At 36.5% G+C, this 16,630-nt stretch carries 17 protein-coding genes and 1 pseudogene; 3 read left to right on the top strand and 15 right to left on the bottom strand.

The window, feature by feature from the left end:
* Window positions 1-46 precede the first annotated feature (46 nt).
* Window positions 47-976 carry an MBL fold metallo-hydrolase gene (locus ACE199_RS15960; protein ID WP_375350673.1) on the bottom strand — a complete coding sequence of 310 codons (930 nt, stop codon included), beginning with the start codon at window positions 974-976 and terminating at the stop codon, window positions 47-49.
* Window positions 977-980: 4 nt separating this feature from the next.
* The gene (locus ACE199_RS15955) at window positions 981-1,730 is read right to left on the bottom strand and encodes a helix-turn-helix transcriptional regulator (protein WP_375350672.1); all 750 of its coding nucleotides are present in this window, start codon (window positions 1,728-1,730) and stop codon (window positions 981-983) included.
* Between the two features lie 240 nt (window positions 1,731-1,970).
* Here ACE199_RS15955 and ACE199_RS15950 point away from each other — a divergent pair, with 240 nt between their 5' ends.
* The gene (locus tag ACE199_RS15950; RefSeq protein WP_375350671.1) at window positions 1,971-2,381 is read left to right on the top strand and encodes a VOC family protein; all 411 of its coding nucleotides are present in this window, start codon (window positions 1,971-1,973) and stop codon (window positions 2,379-2,381) included.
* Window positions 2,382-2,930: 549 nt separating this feature from the next.
* Here ACE199_RS15950 and cydS read toward each other — a convergent pair.
* The 12 genes and pseudogenes from cydS to ACE199_RS15890 all read right to left on the bottom strand — a co-directional run.
* Window positions 2,931-3,029: a cytochrome bd oxidase small subunit CydS family protein gene (gene cydS, locus ACE199_RS15945; protein ID WP_375350670.1), complete on the bottom strand. Its 99-nt coding sequence runs from the start codon at window positions 3,027-3,029 to the stop codon at window positions 2,931-2,933.
* An 11-nt stretch (window positions 3,030-3,040) separates the two neighbouring features.
* Entirely contained in the window at window positions 3,041-4,069 is a 1,029-nt protein-coding gene (locus ACE199_RS15940; protein ID WP_375350669.1) for a cytochrome d ubiquinol oxidase subunit II, read from the bottom strand.
* The gene (locus ACE199_RS15935; protein WP_375350668.1) at window positions 4,066-5,409 is read right to left on the bottom strand and encodes a cytochrome ubiquinol oxidase subunit I; all 1,344 of its coding nucleotides are present in this window, start codon (window positions 5,407-5,409) and stop codon (window positions 4,066-4,068) included. The genes ACE199_RS15940 and ACE199_RS15935 overlap by 4 nt, the downstream gene beginning before the upstream one ends.
* A 120-nt stretch (window positions 5,410-5,529) precedes the next feature.
* On the bottom strand, window positions 5,530-6,327 hold the full coding sequence (locus ACE199_RS15930; protein WP_375350667.1) for a sulfite exporter TauE/SafE family protein: 798 nt from the start codon (window positions 6,325-6,327) through the stop codon (window positions 5,530-5,532).
* Window positions 6,328-6,652: 325 nt separating this feature from the next.
* Window positions 6,653-7,285, bottom strand: coding sequence for a response regulator (locus ACE199_RS15925; RefSeq protein ID WP_375350666.1), 633 nt, complete (start codon window positions 7,283-7,285; stop codon window positions 6,653-6,655).
* 2 nt (window positions 7,286-7,287) lie between these two features.
* Window positions 7,288-8,325: a PAS domain-containing sensor histidine kinase gene (locus ACE199_RS15920; RefSeq protein WP_375350665.1), complete on the bottom strand. Its 1,038-nt coding sequence runs from the start codon at window positions 8,323-8,325 to the stop codon at window positions 7,288-7,290.
* A 138-nt stretch (window positions 8,326-8,463) separates the two neighbouring features.
* Window positions 8,464-8,820: a rhodanese-like domain-containing protein gene (locus ACE199_RS15915; RefSeq protein WP_375350664.1), complete on the bottom strand. Its 357-nt coding sequence runs from the start codon at window positions 8,818-8,820 to the stop codon at window positions 8,464-8,466.
* A gap of 58 nt (window positions 8,821-8,878) precedes the next feature.
* Window positions 8,879-10,279, bottom strand: coding sequence for an MBL fold metallo-hydrolase (locus ACE199_RS15910; RefSeq protein WP_375350663.1), 1,401 nt, complete (start codon window positions 10,277-10,279; stop codon window positions 8,879-8,881).
* Window positions 10,280-10,299: 20 nt separating this feature from the next.
* Window positions 10,300-10,866, bottom strand: a complete 567-nt coding sequence (locus ACE199_RS15905; RefSeq protein WP_375350662.1) for a hypothetical protein — start codon at window positions 10,864-10,866, stop codon at window positions 10,300-10,302.
* A 24-nt stretch (window positions 10,867-10,890) separates the two neighbouring features.
* Window positions 10,891-12,084 (bottom strand): FAD/NAD(P)-binding oxidoreductase, encoded by a 1,194-nt coding sequence (locus ACE199_RS15900; protein WP_375350661.1) that lies wholly within the window; start codon window positions 12,082-12,084, stop codon window positions 10,891-10,893.
* A 733-nt stretch (window positions 12,085-12,817) separates the two neighbouring features.
* Complete coding sequence (locus tag ACE199_RS15895) at window positions 12,818-13,165, bottom strand: hypothetical protein (RefSeq protein WP_375350660.1); 348 nt, start codon at window positions 13,163-13,165, stop codon at window positions 12,818-12,820.
* Between the two features lie 287 nt (window positions 13,166-13,452).
* A pseudogene (locus ACE199_RS15890) lies at window positions 13,453-13,653 on the bottom strand (DUF418 domain-containing protein); the annotation flags it as partial.
* Window positions 13,654-13,782: 129 nt separating this feature from the next.
* Between ACE199_RS15890 and ACE199_RS15885 the strand changes: the two are divergent.
* Entirely contained in the window at window positions 13,783-14,964 is a 1,182-nt protein-coding gene (locus ACE199_RS15885; RefSeq protein WP_375350659.1) for a cation:proton antiporter, read from the top strand.
* 692 nt (window positions 14,965-15,656) lie between these two features.
* Complete coding sequence (locus ACE199_RS15880) at window positions 15,657-15,827, top strand: hypothetical protein (protein ID WP_375350658.1); 171 nt, start codon at window positions 15,657-15,659, stop codon at window positions 15,825-15,827.
* Between the two features lie 138 nt (window positions 15,828-15,965).
* On the opposite strand, the gene ACE199_RS15875 is transcribed toward ACE199_RS15880, so the two are convergent.
* Entirely contained in the window at window positions 15,966-16,565 is a 600-nt protein-coding gene (locus ACE199_RS15875; protein WP_375350657.1) for a dienelactone hydrolase family protein, read from the bottom strand.
* Window positions 16,566-16,630: the final 65 nt, after the last annotated feature.

The raw sequence follows: 16,630 nt of genomic DNA, 5'->3' as shown, positions 1-16,630 counted from the left end.
CCTAATAAAACACAATATCTACTTTAATTCTATCACTTTAGTCAACTTAGCTCAAAAGCGATGAACACCACAATGTTTCTCCGATTCTGAGTATTTTTAGTTGTTCCTCAGGAAGTTGTTGCCGCTCCCACTCTTGATTAAGTCGTTCCAATGCTTCGGGCCCTGTATCATCAGCTAAACGATAGGCTCCGTAATGCATAGGAATAAAAAAGTCTCCTGACAATTCAAGAAATGCTCGTACCGCATCTTCTGGAGTAATATGAGAATCACTCATAAACCATTCTGGTTCATAGGCCCCAATTGGCATGAGGACATATTGAAGCTTAAATTTCTCAGCAATTTCTTGAAAACCACGAAAATAACCGGTATCTCCTACAAAATAAAAAGAAGTTTTCTCATTCTGTAGCACCCATCCACCCCAATGTGAGGTATTTGTATCGAATAAAGTACGTCTTGTCCAATGTTGTGCCGGAACAAAGGACAGTGTCACTTCTCCTGCTTGAAAAGAATCCCACCAATTTGCTTCATATGTATGTTGATAACCTCTTCTGACAAATGCTTTTTTTAGCCCATGTGGTACATAAAAAGTCGGATTCCCTTTCAAACGTCGAATGGTACCAAAATCAAGATGATCATAATGGCCATGTGAAATCACAACAACATCAATTTCAGGTAGATCCTCAAGTAATATACCAGGCTCTGTCTGTCTCTTTTGTACACCTTGTCTTTTTGCCCAAACGGGATCAGTTAAAATATTCAGACCATTCAATTGCAGCAAAAACGTTGAATGGCCAATCCATGTAATTGAAGGATGAGAACGATTTGCTTGTAGTTGCTTAATCTGTTTCCGCTCTGCATGTGGAATTTGCTGTAATAAGTCTTTCTTTTTCTGCCGTCTTTCCTTCTGCCATTTCCAAAGATCCTTCATTGATTTCATGTTTGAAACGTTATCTAGATTCTCATAACGTTTTTTCATACCTTCATTCCTTTTCTAAAAACGAGAGAACACTCGCTAAATATTTTTGTACTTCTTGAACATGATGAGCGGCAGAATCTGCAATCTGTTTATAATGGTATTGCCCTTCATCTGTAATACGTAAATAACGCTTCGTTCGCTTCTCACTTTCCCAGCGTCCAACAAGTAGCCCCATTTCCTCCATTTCATGAGACAAATCATACAGATATCCATTGCTCGCAATCCAACCAAATTTATGCTTGAGCAGATCTGCAATTTCTCCCATATAAATCGGTTTTTTTGAAAATAAAGTTTTCAACGTAACATAACGAACTAAATCTTTTACAGAAACAATTTTCGAAATATACGACCTATATTCTTCAGGAAGATCATGTGTAACCGCTGGATTGGGCCCTGATCCCGTTAAATCATATACAAACCGATCAATAACCATTTTGACTTCTGTAAAACGAGCGGAGAAATTATTTTGATACCATGCGAATAATTCTTTCCCTTTGTCCGTAATTTGATAATAATTCCGTCTTTTTTCCGTGTATAATGAAAGATGACCAGATGCGACAAGTTGTTTGGCAATTTTGCATAAATAGTCATAACTATGTACTTTTCCTGTAAAAGAGCTCTTTAATTCACCATGAATCGCCCGTGGATAATTTCTTTTTTTCGACAAAGAATGAAGTAAAAATAACGTTAAAAATTCTCTTTGACTCAATCCAATCGACTCAACAGAAGCAGTTAGCTTTTCTCCCTTCTCCATCCATACCCCTCCATAACATTTCTATCAGAAAACTCGCTAGAATATTTTTTTCTTAGTCTTAATTCCATTATCCTGTGTTGGAACAAAATAGTAAAGTATTTAGGTCATCTCATAATCTTCGAACGTTAGTTCTTGTTTTTATGGACAAAGCCTCACTAACCTTTATATAATAAAAGTGGAAATAAACGTTATGGTTGGATGACCTTAGGTAACGTTCTACTTTAATAAAGGAGTGATTACATGAAACAGCAAGTAACCCCCTATTTAATATTTAACGGAAATGCGAGACAAGTGTTAGAATTATACAAAGAAGTATTTCAAGGTGAAGTTGTTGAATTACAAACTTACGGTGAAGCGGATTTCCCAACTCCTCCAGAAGCTGATGATCTCATCATTCATGCGAAATTTAGAAAAGATTCTTTATTTCTTATGATTTCTGATGTGTTCCCTAACCAGCCTTATGAGACTGGCAATAACATTTCACTAGTTCTTGAATTAGAAAGCGAAGAAGAAATTCAACACATCTACGCTCAATTAAGTCAGAAAGGTTCTATTGTAATGGAATTACAAGACACTTTCTGGGGTGCTAAATATGCAAAAGTTCAAGATCCATTCGGTATAATTTGGGATTTGAATTATACAAAAGCGTAACTGACAGACTCCCGCTCTTTCACAATTTGTGAGAGAGCTTTTTGTTGTGGTCTTGAAGTATTGTCACTTAGTTAATCGATTGGTGGTTCTGGTGAAAAAACTTGAAGAAAATATAAAAAAATCTAAATATTCCCAGTGCACCCTAGTCTTATGCAAGCTGAAATTTTTGCACCAGAGCCCTGAATAAAAAAGGAACATTTCGCACCCACAATATGGCCCGTGTGTTGAATAAACAAAAAATCCTGCATCAACAGGATTTATGATCAAACTTTATTCAAAATCCACAAAAGTTTAATTCTCTGATAACCAGAAGTGTAGTACAAGAATGTCTAGACTTTGGGGTCATCTTTCAAATAAATACAATCCGTGCACCAGAACCCCATAGCTTCCCTTGGTACTGCTGTAAAAGGACGAGAAACTAAGGAATCCTTAACCTACAGATATTAAAAGGATGGGTACCTTCTATTTCGGTGCCCATCCTTTTATTTATATTTTGCAAAGGTGAAAATATAGTTCTCGTAAGGGCTCTTTCTCCTTTCTAAATTACGATTATTTCACCCAGCCATCTTTAGATGCGAAATAAAAGCTTACAATAATGGATAAAACGACAACGATAAATGGGGCATAAAAAATTAGAAAATCAGTCATATTTTCCCCTCCTATGCATGATAATCTTGATTACCACGAACATAATCTTTATTAAATAAAAATAGCTTCAACACTAAGTACAACGAAGGAAGCAATAAACATAACCCCGCAATAAAAGCAACTACTAATGAAATGGCCATTGCTTTGTTTGTAAAGCTATCATATACCGTTAAATACGGATAAAGTAAATACGGGTAATGTGAAATGCCGTACACAAAGAATGCAATCGCAAATTGCAGGACTAATAACATAACCGCTAAACCATGACCTATGCGCGCCCAAATTAACCAAACCGTTGCTAAAAATAAGACGCCTGATATAGCAAACATCCACCAAAGATTGGTCATAGCTGCAAAATGCTCATTCGGATAAGATTTTAGTTCAATGATGATACCTAACGAACTGATGATTAATGGGAACGCCCAAATTAACGCATATTTTCGCATTAAGTTCGATGCCTTCTCGTCGTTTGCTTTTTTTGCATACCATGTTAAAAACACAGCTGAAATGTAAAGCACTGCTACTATACTTAACACAACGATTGACCATGCTAATGGACTTGTAAATAATGCACCATAATCTAATATAGGTTGACTTTCTATAATATTAACAAAGCCACCTTCCGATATAGAAAACACAATAGATAATGACGCTGGAATAAATAATCCTGTTAAGCCGTAAGCTAATGCATATCCTTTATGTCCTTTCTTCGTACCATAAGCTTCAAAAGCATAATAGCTTCCGCGAATCGCAATTAAAATAAGCGAAATGCTCATCGGCACTAATAAAACCGTACCATAATAAAATGCTGTTTGCGGAAAAAAACCAACGATGCCAACGAAAAAAAAGACGAGGAATACGTTCGTAATTTCCCATACAGGAGACAAATATCGTTTAATAACTTTTGATAAAATATGCTGCTTCCCTGTTAATAAACTATAAGCATTAAAGAAACCTGCTCCAAAATCAATTGATGCAACAATTACGTAACCGAATAAGAAAATCCATAACACTGAAATGCCTAACAACTCTAAACTCATACATGTTCACCATCCTGCAAATGACGATCCTCAATTTCACGTTCAATCGGATTGCGCTTAAACATACGAATCAAAACGACTATACTGCCGATTGCTAATATGATATAGACCCCTGCAAAGAACAACAACATCACATCAACATGACTACTGGCCGTTGCCCCTTCTTCTGTACGCATATATCCGTATAAAATCCATGGTTGACGACCGACTTCCGCTAGCCACCAACCAGCTTCAATTGCAATAATTGACAGCGGTCCTCCCGCAACAATCCCCCATTTAAACCATTTGCTTGAAATGAACTTCCAGTTACGCCATTTTCCAAGTACAAATATCCCCGCTAATGCGAACATAAACATCCCAATCATGACCATAATGTCAAACAAGTAATGAATATATAGCGGTGGAACATTTTCCACGGCGTACTGATCTAATCCAATGACTTCTGCCGCTGGATTGTTGTGTGCTAAAATGCTTAATGCATATGGAATTTCAATTGCATACTTCACTTCTTCATCATCTAATACACCGAACAAAATAAGCGAAGCACCGTCTTCTGTTTCGAAATGCCATTCAGCTGCCGCTAGCTTTTCAGGTTGGTATTCGGCTAAGTACTTACCAGAGAAATCGCCAATTACAGCAGCGGCAATAGCAAAAATTAACCCTAATTTCATTAACATAAACAGCGCTTTTTTATGATAAATATGGTTCGATCCTTTTAATAGATTGAAAGCGGCAATTGATGCTAGCACAAAAGCAGACGTCATATACGCTGTCACTAATACATGTGCTACTTTCGTTGGCATCGCCGGATTAAACATCGCTAGAATTGGTTGGATATTTACCAGTTCACCATTTATAACATCAAACCCTTGTGGTGCATTCATAAACGCATTTACGATGGTAATAAATACCGCTGACATTGAAGCACCGATTGCAACGGGCACTAATAACAGCATATGGCGTTTATGGTTTTTAAACCGATCCCACGTGTATAAGTAAATCCCTAAGAAAATAGCTTCAAAAAAGAAAGCGAATGTTTCCATAAAAAGTGGTAATGCAATAACTTGACCAGCCAGCTCCATAAAGTTTGGCCATAGCAATGAAAGCTGTAAACCAATTGCTGTACCTGTAACGACACCGACTGCAACTGTAATAACAAAGCCGCGTGCCCATCGTCTTGCAAGTAAAATATAATGTTCATCCTTTTTTTTATAACCGACATACTGTGCAATCATAATCATAAGTGGTATACCTACGCCGATAGTTGCATAAATAATGTGAAACGATAATGTTAATTCTGTTAGCATTCGACTCCAAAATACAGAAGACTCATTAATCATTTGGAACAACTCCTAATTTCCGAATATTCTTCCTATTAATGAAATAAGCATAATTGCAGCAACCCCAAAGCTTAATAGCATTAATTTTCGTTCTTGTGTTTTGTACATGTTCATCACCTCTTATAAAATATCAACCCAAATTTTAATCGTCGTTGCTAAAATTAGAATGGCTAAAATACCTTGTAAAACCTTCGTATTCATACGTTTACCCATTTTGGCACCAAGCGGAGCTGCAATAAGGCTTGCGAAAATCATAATCACTGCTGGTACATAATCTACTTGTCCCGTCATTAGCTTGCCGACTGTCCCACCAATTGAAGAAATGAACGTAATTGCTAGGCTTGTTGCAATCGTCATACGTGTTGGAATGCCAAGCATGACGAGCATAATTGGTACCAATAAAAAGCCGCCTGCTGCTCCGACAATACCAGAGCCAATCCCGACGATAAATGCTAAAACAGCTGCTAACAACTTATTAAACGTTACTTCTTCATTCGCTTTATCATCAATTTGTTTTTTCGGAACGAACATCATCACCGCTGCGATTAACGCTAACACACCGTATACAATATTAACTCCATCCTCCGATAAGAACTGTGAACCGTAACTTCCAACGAAACTACCTGTTAAAATCGCTCCTCCCATGTATATAATGAGTGATTTGTTTAAATATCCTCCTTTTCGATATGCCCATACCCCGGCAATCGATGCGAAAAACACTTGTACTGCACTAATACCAGATACTTCATGCGCCGTAAAAGCAGCTATTCCAAATAATGATGGAATATATAAAAGCATTGGGTATTTAATAATTGAACCTCCAATTCCCAGCATCCCAGATACGTAAGAACCGATGAAGCCAATGAAGAAAATAATAATAAAGTAAGCTAGATCCACTTGTTTCAACTCCTTAAACATCTATGTTTATCCTCTATCTGTCCTAAGTATAGAGCGTTCTAATTACGTAAAATATAGGGGTTTTCCACTAAAGAACAGCCACATTTTGTGCATCTTGTTAATATGTATATATACAAAAAAAGTACCGCCTCACACTTTGCGGTACTCTTTTTAATTGGGCCTATTCTATTTTAAAGACTTTGTTATAAAACGCTGTTAAGTTTTGAGAGCACTATTGTTTAACATAGCTATTTTAAAAAGGAAAAACTATTTTCATAGTTCACATTTCCATAAATACTTCTGTTTGCAACACTTATACTAAGCATAAAATTTCATCCGAAATCACCTAAACTAAACTGTTTGTTAATCCATATTGAATGAGCTCTGCTTTACTTCCAAGTTCTAATTTTTGCATAATGTTAGACTTATGATTCTCAACTGTCTTACTGCTAATAAATAACCTCTCACCAATTTGCACATTCGTATAGCCTAGAACAGTTAGACGGACAATTTCCTGCTCTCTAACTGTCAATAAGCCCTGCTTTCCTTTTCCTTTTTGCCTAAATAATTTTTCAAGCTGTTCTGGAGGCAATCCAACGTCATAAAACACCTTTCCGTTATATACTGTTTTTAATGCCTTATATAGCTTGCCGCCTTCGCTATTTTTTAAAATGTAACCGTTAGCTTCTATTTCGATTGCCTTCTGAATATATACAATTTGATTATGCATCGTTAACATAATAATCTTGACATCACTAAGCTGCTTCCGGATTTCCTGCGCTGCCGTAAAGCCGTCCAAGCCGTTCGGAATCGAAATATCCATTAACACAATGTCAGGTTCTAATTGTATGGCAAGTCCAATTGCTTCCTCACCATCTCCTGCTTCACCGACTACCTCAATATCCAAATAATTATTTAAGAGTAATACGATACCTTTTCGTATTAATACATGGTCATCAACAAGAAGTACCTTCATCACTCTCATTCTTCCTTCCATTTCGGAATTTTAATTTTGATCTGTGTGCCATTCCCAACTGATGAACGGATGAGAAAATCTCCACCCAGCTGTGTGACGCGTTCCTCCATATGCTTTAAACCTAATCCCTCACTTCGAATGTTTCCTTGATTAAAGCCTACACCGTTATCAACAATCGTTAAATTCACATAGTGATCATCTTTCTTTAAACAAATTTCTACTTTGCTCGCTCGGGCATATTTTGTGATGTTATGTAATGCCTCTTGTACAACACGATATAGATTAATTTCAACAGACGGATGACAACGCTCTTTAAAATCTGTATAAAATGAAATTGCCATTTCTGGATGTAAATTTTGTACCGATTCCACTAACGTTTTTAGCGTTGGTACAAGACCTAGTTGATCAATGCTGTGTGGGCGCAGTTGATAAGAATAAGCGCTTACATCCTCCATTACCTTTTTTAGCTCTTTGCGCACTTCCGCAATGTAGAGATCTAACGTTTCATTATTGGTCACATAAGACTCAATTGCCTGTAATGCAACAGAAATCGTATATAGTGATTGTCCGACACCATCGTGCAATTCTTGGGCAAGTCGTTTATGTTCAGATTCCTTCGCTTCAATTAACTTTTTAATAATTAGCTTTGATACTCTTGCTTCCTCTTCTTTCCTTTGAAGCGTTTGGTCACGCAGCACAAGTAAAAACTCCTGTTGATTATTTTTTGGGTCCGTATATATAAGTGCCGTACTCATCTCAACATCAATTTTACTGCCTTGATACGTGGGCATTTTTGATAAAAAGTACGGCACCTCATTATTTGCGATTAAATAGCATTTAGGCTCATTAGGCTTTCTCGTACGCCTCTCACAATACGAGCAAAATGGTACATGCTGACCGACTTCCCACCCTGTTAAACGTCTTGCGGAAGGGTTCATCATTAAAATTTCACGCTCATGATTCATAATAATGATACCATCTTGAATATATTCAAACACTTGCTTTAAATACTTGTTTTCTTTCAACTGCGCTTGCTCGTTCACATCTAACCTCTCCTTCATATAACCTTGTTAAAACATTGTAAAATAGTGCCTACCTATTTACAAATCTTAGCGTCATATAAATAGGGCCTATATTTTAATAAGAACCCTAAGCATCACTGCTAGGGCCCTGCTGGTGATTCATACAACAAACAAGCATGATTCATTTACATATTTCGAAACAATTGTATAGCTCACGACGTTTAATTGTTGCTTTCTAAAATACCGCACTGCAAGATTTCTTTCAAGAGACGAATTGGCAACAATATGAACATTTCCCCCTGGAATTTCTTCTACATATCTCTTTAAGTATGCAACAGGCACATTAATTGCTTGGGGAATCTCACCTTTATATGACTCGTTATAGTCTCTCACGTCTACGATGCATACATCTGTTTGAACAGACTGCAACGTCCGTTCTCTTACTCCGAAAACAGGCATACTTCTCTTATAAAAGATACTTGCTACACCAATAATGAATATAACTAAAATGATCATGTTCAATTCCTCTTTCAATGTAAGAAAGCTACCGAAATTGGCAGCTTTCCATTTCTTTTTATTTTACATCTTGTAACCAGCGTGAATAGCCGCCAGACATATTCACAACATTATGGATACCTTTTGATTTTAAAACGCTTGTTGCAATAGCTGAACGTCCTCCTGCCTGACATTGAACAATAATTTTTTTATCCGTTATTACTTCGTCCATACGACGTAATAACGTACCGAGCATAATATGATCTGCTCCTTTAATATGTCCTGCATCAAACTCTGTTTTATTGCGCACATCTAATACATACACGTCTTCTTGATTAATCATATCTTTCGCTTCAAGCGGTGTCACATTTTCGTATGAATCAAGCTCTCCTTCAAGTTCTACCATCAGCTCGACATTGGCATAGCCTAACACTTGATCAATCCCGACTGAACGTAAGGCGATTAATACGTCATCTAATGTTGCTGGATTGATTAATAGGTACAGCGGTTTATTATAATCAACTAACCAGCCTGCCCAATTCGTGAATGATTGATTAAATGGAATATTTATTGTTCCTGCAATATGACTTTTTGCAAATGCATCTGCTTCACGCGTATCAATCACTTGGTTTCCTGCTTGTAATAGCTCCCTTACTTGTCCCAAACTTTCGATAAACTTCACTTCGAGTAAATTTTCAATTAACTCAATGCCTACCTTGTTCACTGACTTCATCACTGCGAAGTAGTACGGAGGCTCTGGTTGACCATCTAATAATGCTTCAATAAAATCGGTTTCACTATCAAATTGCATTGCCCAGTTAAATTGTTTCTCATATCCGACTGTTGAAGATGGTACTGCGCCTAATGCTTTTCCACAAGCACTGCCTGCACCGTGCGCTGGCCATAATTGCAAATAGTCTGGAAGCGTTTTAAAACGTTCAATAGATCTAAACATCGCCTTTGCACCAGATTCTGAAGTACCTTGAATGCCTGCTGCTTTTTCTAGCAAATCGGGACGACCGATGTCACCCACGAATACAAAGTCACCTGTAAAAATTCCCATTGGCTTATCAGCTACACCACCGCGGTCTGTTAATAGAAATGAAATACTTTCTGGTGTATGACCAGGTGTGTGCATCACTTCAAAAAATAAATTCCCAATTGTGAATTGATTGCCATCTTTTAATAATTGATGCGGCACATTATCGATGTTTTGATATTTCCAATCGGCATCCCCTTCATCCGAAATGTACATCGTTGTGCCAAAGCGATTGGCTAATTCACGTGAGCCAGATACAAAATCTGCATGAATGTGCGTTTCTAGTGCACCAACAATTTTTAAGTTTTCTTTTTCTGCTAATTCAACATAAGGAGTAATATTACGCATCGGGTCGACAACGACTGCTTCCCCTTTTGCTTGACAACCTACTAAATAAGATGCGTGTGCTAACTTTTCATCGTAAAAATAACGTAATAACATATTATCCTCACCCTTTAATTTTATTTATTTTTATTGTTTAAAACCTCGAGGGTCGATTGCACGTATTGTAATACTTTTTGTACAGTTGGATCTTTCATCCATTTAATAATAGACATAATTTTAACTGGCTGTGTATTGCTAGAAACTTGCTGTTGTAGTTCCTGCCAAAGTTGTCTCCCTTTATTTCCCTTTTGAATAATAGGATCAATATAGCCTTTCATGCTTGCTGCTACATATTCTGTCGTCTGTTTATCTTGCAGTACAGCAGTTGTAAAATCGATAAGATTTTCTACCTGTTCTAACATTTTCACAAGCTTCGGTAGCTTTTCAATAAGCACTATACCAGCTTCAATCGTTTCAAGGTTCATATTGTATGTCGACGCAAGATGTTCGTATTTATTTAAGGCTTGTTCGTCTTGAAAAACAGATTTACCAAAATCTAAAACATTCTCTGCGACTTCCACACTTTTTTGAATATTCGGTAAATACCGAAGTAAACTCTTCAATGATTCCTGAATTTCTGGCTTTTCAAGCTCCGTAAGCAGTTGAAGCAAACCATCGCTAGTATGATTGCTGTTCATAGTCATGACGACTCCCTCCTTTCCATCAGGTCACATTGTACCTTTGAGCATTCCATCCCAATACATAATTGGTAATAAATCTTTTTTCATTACATACATGCTTGCACGCTCAACTGCTTGGTTAAATGGCATTGATTCATTAGGTTCTTTACTATAATCAAATTCAGCTAAAATAAGTTTGTTATAGCCTGTAACAATCGGACAAGAGGAGTAACCGTTATATTTAGCTGTCACCGGCTTCTGACGCATTAGCGAGATAACATTTTCCGCAACGACTGGAGCCTGTTTACGAATAGCTGCACCTGTTTTCGATGTCGGTAAATTAGCGCTGTCTCCTAGCCCAAAAATATTTGCATAACGAATATGTTGAAGGGTATACATATTCACATCTACCCAACCGTTTTCATCTGCTAATGGGCTATCTTTAATGAAAGCAGGCGCCTGCATATAAGGTGTCACGTGAATCATGTCGTATGAAATCTCTTCTGTTTCTTGCGTATCTAGGTTTTCAAAGATCGCAAGCTTTTCATCTGGCCTAATTTCGATTAAATTACGGCGAAAGCGAGCATCGATATTTTTTCGTTCAATTACTTTTTCTAAAGCCAATCGATATTTTATCACGTCAAAAATAGCCGGATTTGCAGAACCGAAGACAACCTTTACATTTTCTCTCACTTCAGTTTTCCTAAAATAATCCTCTGCTAAATGCATAATTTTTTGAGGAGCTCCACCACATTTAACTGGAGAAGCAGGGTGTGTAAATAAGGCTGTTCCTCCTTTAAATGAACGAATCGTTTCCCATGTATAATCGACATGTTCGAATGAGTAGTTGCTGCAAACTTGTTTTGTTCCTAGTGCTTCCTTTAATCCCTTGATTGCGTTCCAATTGATTTCGATTCCACCTGCTACAACTAAATATTCATAGCTAAGTATTTCTCCATTATTTAAATAAATCTGATTATGTTCCGGTGTAAACGATTGAACAGCTGCCTGAATCCATGTTGCACCTTGCGGAATGACGCTTTCCATTTCTCGCTCTGAATTCTCTTTCTTGGAAGCACCTCCGCCAACTAACGTCCAAAGTGGTTGATAATAATGTTTATTTGCTGGGTCCACGATTGCGATGTCCTCAGATAATGAATGCGACTTTCGAAGTAAGCGCGCTGCTACAGAAATACCTGCAGTGCCTCCGCCAACAATCACTACCTTAAATGAAGTTTTCATACGCTTGTCCTCCTTATTTGGCAACGTAGTCACCTTTTACTCCTTCATAATATAAAAATCAACTTTCGTATCATATAGGGGTTTCCCCCTAAAAGCGATTGGGCTGTTTTATATAAGGGGGGAGTGATTTAGAAACTAGTAATCTATTTCAAATCATTGATGATTTATCTAATCATTCTATACAGCTACCTCCTAAATACATAAAATATATGTTATTCTCTTTATTATGATTGATATGTAAAAAAATGTATTCTGACGAGGTTTTGCCTAAAATATGGTTGATGTAAAAAGCAGGGCATGTCAAATAAGCCTGCAATAACTCATTTTTATTTATTCGAAATGAAAAGAAGCCAGTGAATGTAGTTTTTCAGAAATTACATTCACTGGCTTCTAATAGCTTTTGTTTAATGAACATTTTGCCCATTTAAAAGGATTTGTTAGTGCTATATTGGTTTTGCAAATAAGTATAGCAACGTTTAGCTGCCGCTCTAGGTGCGGTTAAAATAGGCGTCGAACAAGTCACTTGATTAGCAATATGTTCCATGCTGTACTGGGATAGTACAATGACATCCACTTTGCCTTCCATTTGATAAATCATGTCTTTCACTCGTTCATCATGTTTATCTTTTTTCCCCTGATAAAGTAAATGAATGAGTCCTGAATCTACGATAGATTCTACTTGAACATTCTCTTTTTTCTCTTGTAGATAACTTGTTAATGCAATGGGAGTTTCTCATACAGTAGAAATTAATCCAATTCTCTCATAGGCAAGTGCTTGATCTAGCATCGCTTCATCTGAACGAAATAATTTTACATTATAAAGAGGTTGCAAGATGCTAGTAATGTTATTAAAAGCGGAACACGTAAGCTGAATGGCATCGATTTCTGAAGAGACAGCAATGTTTAGAAGAGAAGAAAAACGGAGAATGATGTTTGATGTAAGTGCCCCCTCTTTCTCCATCATCGAAAGTAATTCAGTATCTAGTAAATGAATCAACTCAATGTCTGGTGCTTCTTCGTAAAACGCTCTTTCAATTGGAGCTAAAGATGCTTTTGTCGCAGAAATTAAAGCAATTTTCATGCAAATTCCCCCTTTTTGTTAGATTGATTGTAATTCTAGACAGTAAGAGTTGAAAACGTATAATGAACCCTATCCTAACTGGATGGAATTCTTATTTATCGCTCTCGCATGTTGTATCAATTTTATCATAACGAATTCCATAAAATAGTATCCAAAATGGTTATTTTTAGAAGTACCGATGAATTCTCATAATAATAAATCATCAAAGCATGAACAATAACATTTTAGAAAACAAAAAGGAATCAACTGAGTAGTCATAATACTAAGTTGATTCCTTTACTTTGTATTTAAATTTTCATTTTTTGCCCCTCCTCTTTTTTCATTGGTTGGAAATAGCCATATGTTAATGAACGCCAAAACCATTCTAATGGACCGAATCTAAAGTTTTTCAACCAGATATGACTGAATATGACCTGAAATAGATAAACCCCAAGACAAATCAATGTACCTGTTACAAGGCTGACTTTGCTAAAAAAATCAAGTCCAAGGAAATATAAAACATACTACAAGAGGTAGGTTTTATTATATGAATCCTGAGTAATGTAAATGCTAGTAATAAAGGGTAGTTATACAGCCGTTAATGGGTGTAACATGCACCATTGAAAGGGAGAATAAGGATGATTACATATTGGATTATTTTACTGGCTATCGCGGTAGGGATTGTTTTTATCGCAGAAAAAACGAACCAACCGTATCCTACATTTCTTGTTATTGTTGGATTGATAATAGGGATTCTCCCTATTCCGGGCTTGTCTGAGGTCAAGAGTTATGCTGCAACTGATACTGTATTCCAAACTACAGTCATTTTAATCTTTTTATCAGCTCTATTAGGAGATGCAGCGCTTAAACTTCCAATTAACGAACTAAACCGGAGTAAGAAACCTATCCTATTATTATCATTTGTTGGAACATTCTTGACGTTTTTAATCGTTTCTTTTCTAATGTACTTTCTACTGAACCTTTCTCTACAACAAGCAATAATCTTCGGAGCATTGATGGCTGCCACCGATCCTGTTTCAGTCCTTAGTATTTTCAAGGCTATGGGCTTGAATAAAAGGTTATCCATTATTGTCGAAGGAGAAAGTTTAGCGAATGACGGAGTAGCCGTTGTATTATTTAAAATTGCACTTGTGACCACTGTTTTAAGTCTAACAGGCACTCTTGAAGCTTCTATTGAGTTCGTAAAAGTAGTCAGTGGAGGTATCCTTATCGGTGGAGTATGCGGATTTGTTGCTTCCCGTATTACGTCCAAAATCGACAATTATTTGGTGGAAATCGGACTTTCCATGGTTCTCTTTTACGGTGCTTTTGATATTGGGGAACATTTTCATGTTTCAGGTGTGATCGCAGTCGTGACAGCTGGTTTAATCCTCGGGACATATGGGAAAAATATCGGGATGTCTGACCTGACACATGAGAAAATGGATTCCTTTTGGGAAATTGTTGCCTTCCTCTCGAATGCACTCATTTTCTTATTGGTAGGGTTAGAAGTCAGTAGTATTAATTTTTTAAATAAAGGATGGTTGATTATTGGGAGTATTCTAATCGTACTCTTGGCTCGATTTATTGCCGTGTATATCAGTCTTGCTTTTGATAAAAACATCCCTACCTCCTGGAAGCATATAATTGCCTGGGGAGGATTGAAAGGTTCTCTTTCTATTGCTCTTATATTAAGTGTTACACCGGAGTTTGAAGGACGAGAGCTGCTTTTAGCGATGACGTTTAGTAATGTTGTATTTTCTCTATTAGTTCAGGGAACCACACTCAAAAAAGTAGTCGCTTTTGTCGGCGTGAGATAAGTATCTTTTTGGATAAAAAGATAAGATATATAATAAACGTTTAACTACGCTTAAAGAACTGGGAATTAAAAAAGTAATTGCAAAGGCTCTTGGAATGCGACACGGACAGGTTTTAGATAAAGTAAGGGCTAATTGGATTATTTATCCTGAGAAAGATATGGGAGAACGTGTGGCCAATCATCTCCTATCACCCAATATGTTGAACTATATTAAATTGTCAAAAGAACACAGTATAGAGGAAATCATGATACCCTCAAAAATGGCTGAAAAAAGTCTGCGGGACCTTGACATTCATGCTAAACATAATGTCAGTGTTATTGCTATCGTTAGATAAGAAGAAATCATCATTTCTCCTTATCTGGATCAGATTATTCACAAGGAAGGTTTATTAGTGATGATTGGGACTAGAGTAGATATTTCTAAATTTTTAAATATAGAACAATGGTCGACTCAATTTCCTAAATTGGTTAAGCTTGTTCTGTAAATTTCTTCACAACAAAAAGGACCAATGTAGGTCTTTTTTTAATACAGATAGGTAAGGGTTTAAAGCTATTGCTCCCTTTTCCCCCCGTTCACACCGTACGTGCAACTTTCATCGCATACGGTGTTCCAACTAATCCAATTCATTCAATCTTTCTTCCCAATATCAACGTTTGTCAGCAAGAGTTGGAAAAAAACGCGCAGCAGTAGCCGTGGGACATACCATTTTAACAGTTGTTTATCATCTTTTAAACAAGAGGCAACATTATGTTGAGTTAGGTGCAGATTACTTTGACGGTCGAAAAAAAGAAATCGTAATCAAGCAATCTATAAAACGATTAGAGGTACTTGGTTGTAAAGTAACGATTGAATCCATAGCATAATGAGACGCAACAAATATAACTAATTAAGAGCCCAGATTTTTTAAAAAACAAATTTTACTGGTTCTAGTTTCGTATGCCCAAATTTCCCTACCACCACGTTTTTATTTTCAGGATAGTTCAATAATACGTTAGTTGAGATTAAAGTATATTTTGAAAGAAATTTATCATTTGTCTAAATGCTTCTTGTGCTGACTTTTCATTATATTTTGACGAGTACGGGTCACTAAATCCATGTTGGCCACTAAATTTATATATCTTAATATTCTTTTTATCCAAAGTTGAAATTAACTCATCCACATTAAATGATTTTTCCTCTTGCGGAAAGAATAGCATTATTGGAGATTTTGGTGATATGGCAACATAATTTCTAATACGTGAACCATAGTACCCCACTACTCCATCAATAGATTCTTCTTCACTACATAACCAAGCTACAGTGGCACCAACACTAAATCCGACAACATATATACTTTTGTATTCATTTTTTATATCTGATAAAACATCTTTTATTTTATGTAATGCGTTTTCAAAACCTACGTTCTCCATAAAATGATGATAAGCTAAATGCTCTTGAGAATAATCAAAGGGTGTATCACGTTCTAATAAATTTGGACAAATAACATCAAAATGCTGTTCTGATAATAATTCACAAAAACTCTTCATATGTTGGTTAATACCATAAATTTCGTGTATTACAATGATTGCGGTATCAGACTTTGTATGTATTAATTTAATCATTTATTCCTCCCGTAAACCTATTTTCTAATTAGACAATTAATAACATATTATATCATCGCTTCTTC

The organism is Peribacillus sp. Hz7 (assembly GCF_042136355.1).
In the GTDB taxonomy this organism is placed as follows: domain Bacteria; phylum Bacillota; class Bacilli; order Bacillales; family DSM-1321; genus Peribacillus; species Peribacillus asahii_A.
Note: the sequence above shows the minus strand (reverse complement) of the source record. Positions and strands in the feature narration are given on the sequence as shown.

Coding starts and splice junctions, on each gene's coding strand:
- ACE199_RS15960 (WP_375350673.1), bottom strand. CDS start 976: ATGAAAAAACGTTATGAGAATCTAGATAACGTTTCAAACATGAAATCA.
- ACE199_RS15955 (WP_375350672.1), bottom strand. CDS start 1,730: ATGGAGAAGGGAGAAAAGCTAACTGCTTCTGTTGAGTCGATTGGATTG.
- ACE199_RS15950 (WP_375350671.1), top strand. CDS start 1,971: ATGAAACAGCAAGTAACCCCCTATTTAATATTTAACGGAAATGCGAGA.
- cydS (WP_375350670.1), bottom strand. CDS start 3,029: ATGACTGATTTTCTAATTTTTTATGCCCCATTTATCGTTGTCGTTTTA.
- ACE199_RS15940 (WP_375350669.1), bottom strand. CDS start 4,069: ATGAGTTTAGAGTTGTTAGGCATTTCAGTGTTATGGATTTTCTTATTC.
- ACE199_RS15935 (WP_375350668.1), bottom strand. CDS start 5,409: ATGATTAATGAGTCTTCTGTATTTTGGAGTCGAATGCTAACAGAATTA.
- ACE199_RS15930 (WP_375350667.1), bottom strand. CDS start 6,327: ATGTTTAAGGAGTTGAAACAAGTGGATCTAGCTTACTTTATTATTATT.
- ACE199_RS15915 (WP_375350664.1), bottom strand. CDS start 8,820: ATGATCATTTTAGTTATATTCATTATTGGTGTAGCAAGTATCTTTTAT.
- ACE199_RS15910 (WP_375350663.1), bottom strand. CDS start 10,279: ATGTTATTACGTTATTTTTACGATGAAAAGTTAGCACACGCATCTTAT.
- ACE199_RS15905 (WP_375350662.1), bottom strand. CDS start 10,866: ATGACTATGAACAGCAATCATACTAGCGATGGTTTGCTTCAACTGCTT.
- ACE199_RS15900 (WP_375350661.1), bottom strand. CDS start 12,084: ATGAAAACTTCATTTAAGGTAGTGATTGTTGGCGGAGGCACTGCAGGT.
- ACE199_RS15895 (WP_375350660.1), bottom strand. CDS start 13,165: ATGAAAATTGCTTTAATTTCTGCGACAAAAGCATCTTTAGCTCCAATT.
- ACE199_RS15885 (WP_375350659.1), top strand. CDS start 13,783: ATGATTACATATTGGATTATTTTACTGGCTATCGCGGTAGGGATTGTT.
- ACE199_RS15875 (WP_375350657.1), bottom strand. CDS start 16,565: ATGATTAAATTAATACATACAAAGTCTGATACCGCAATCATTGTAATA.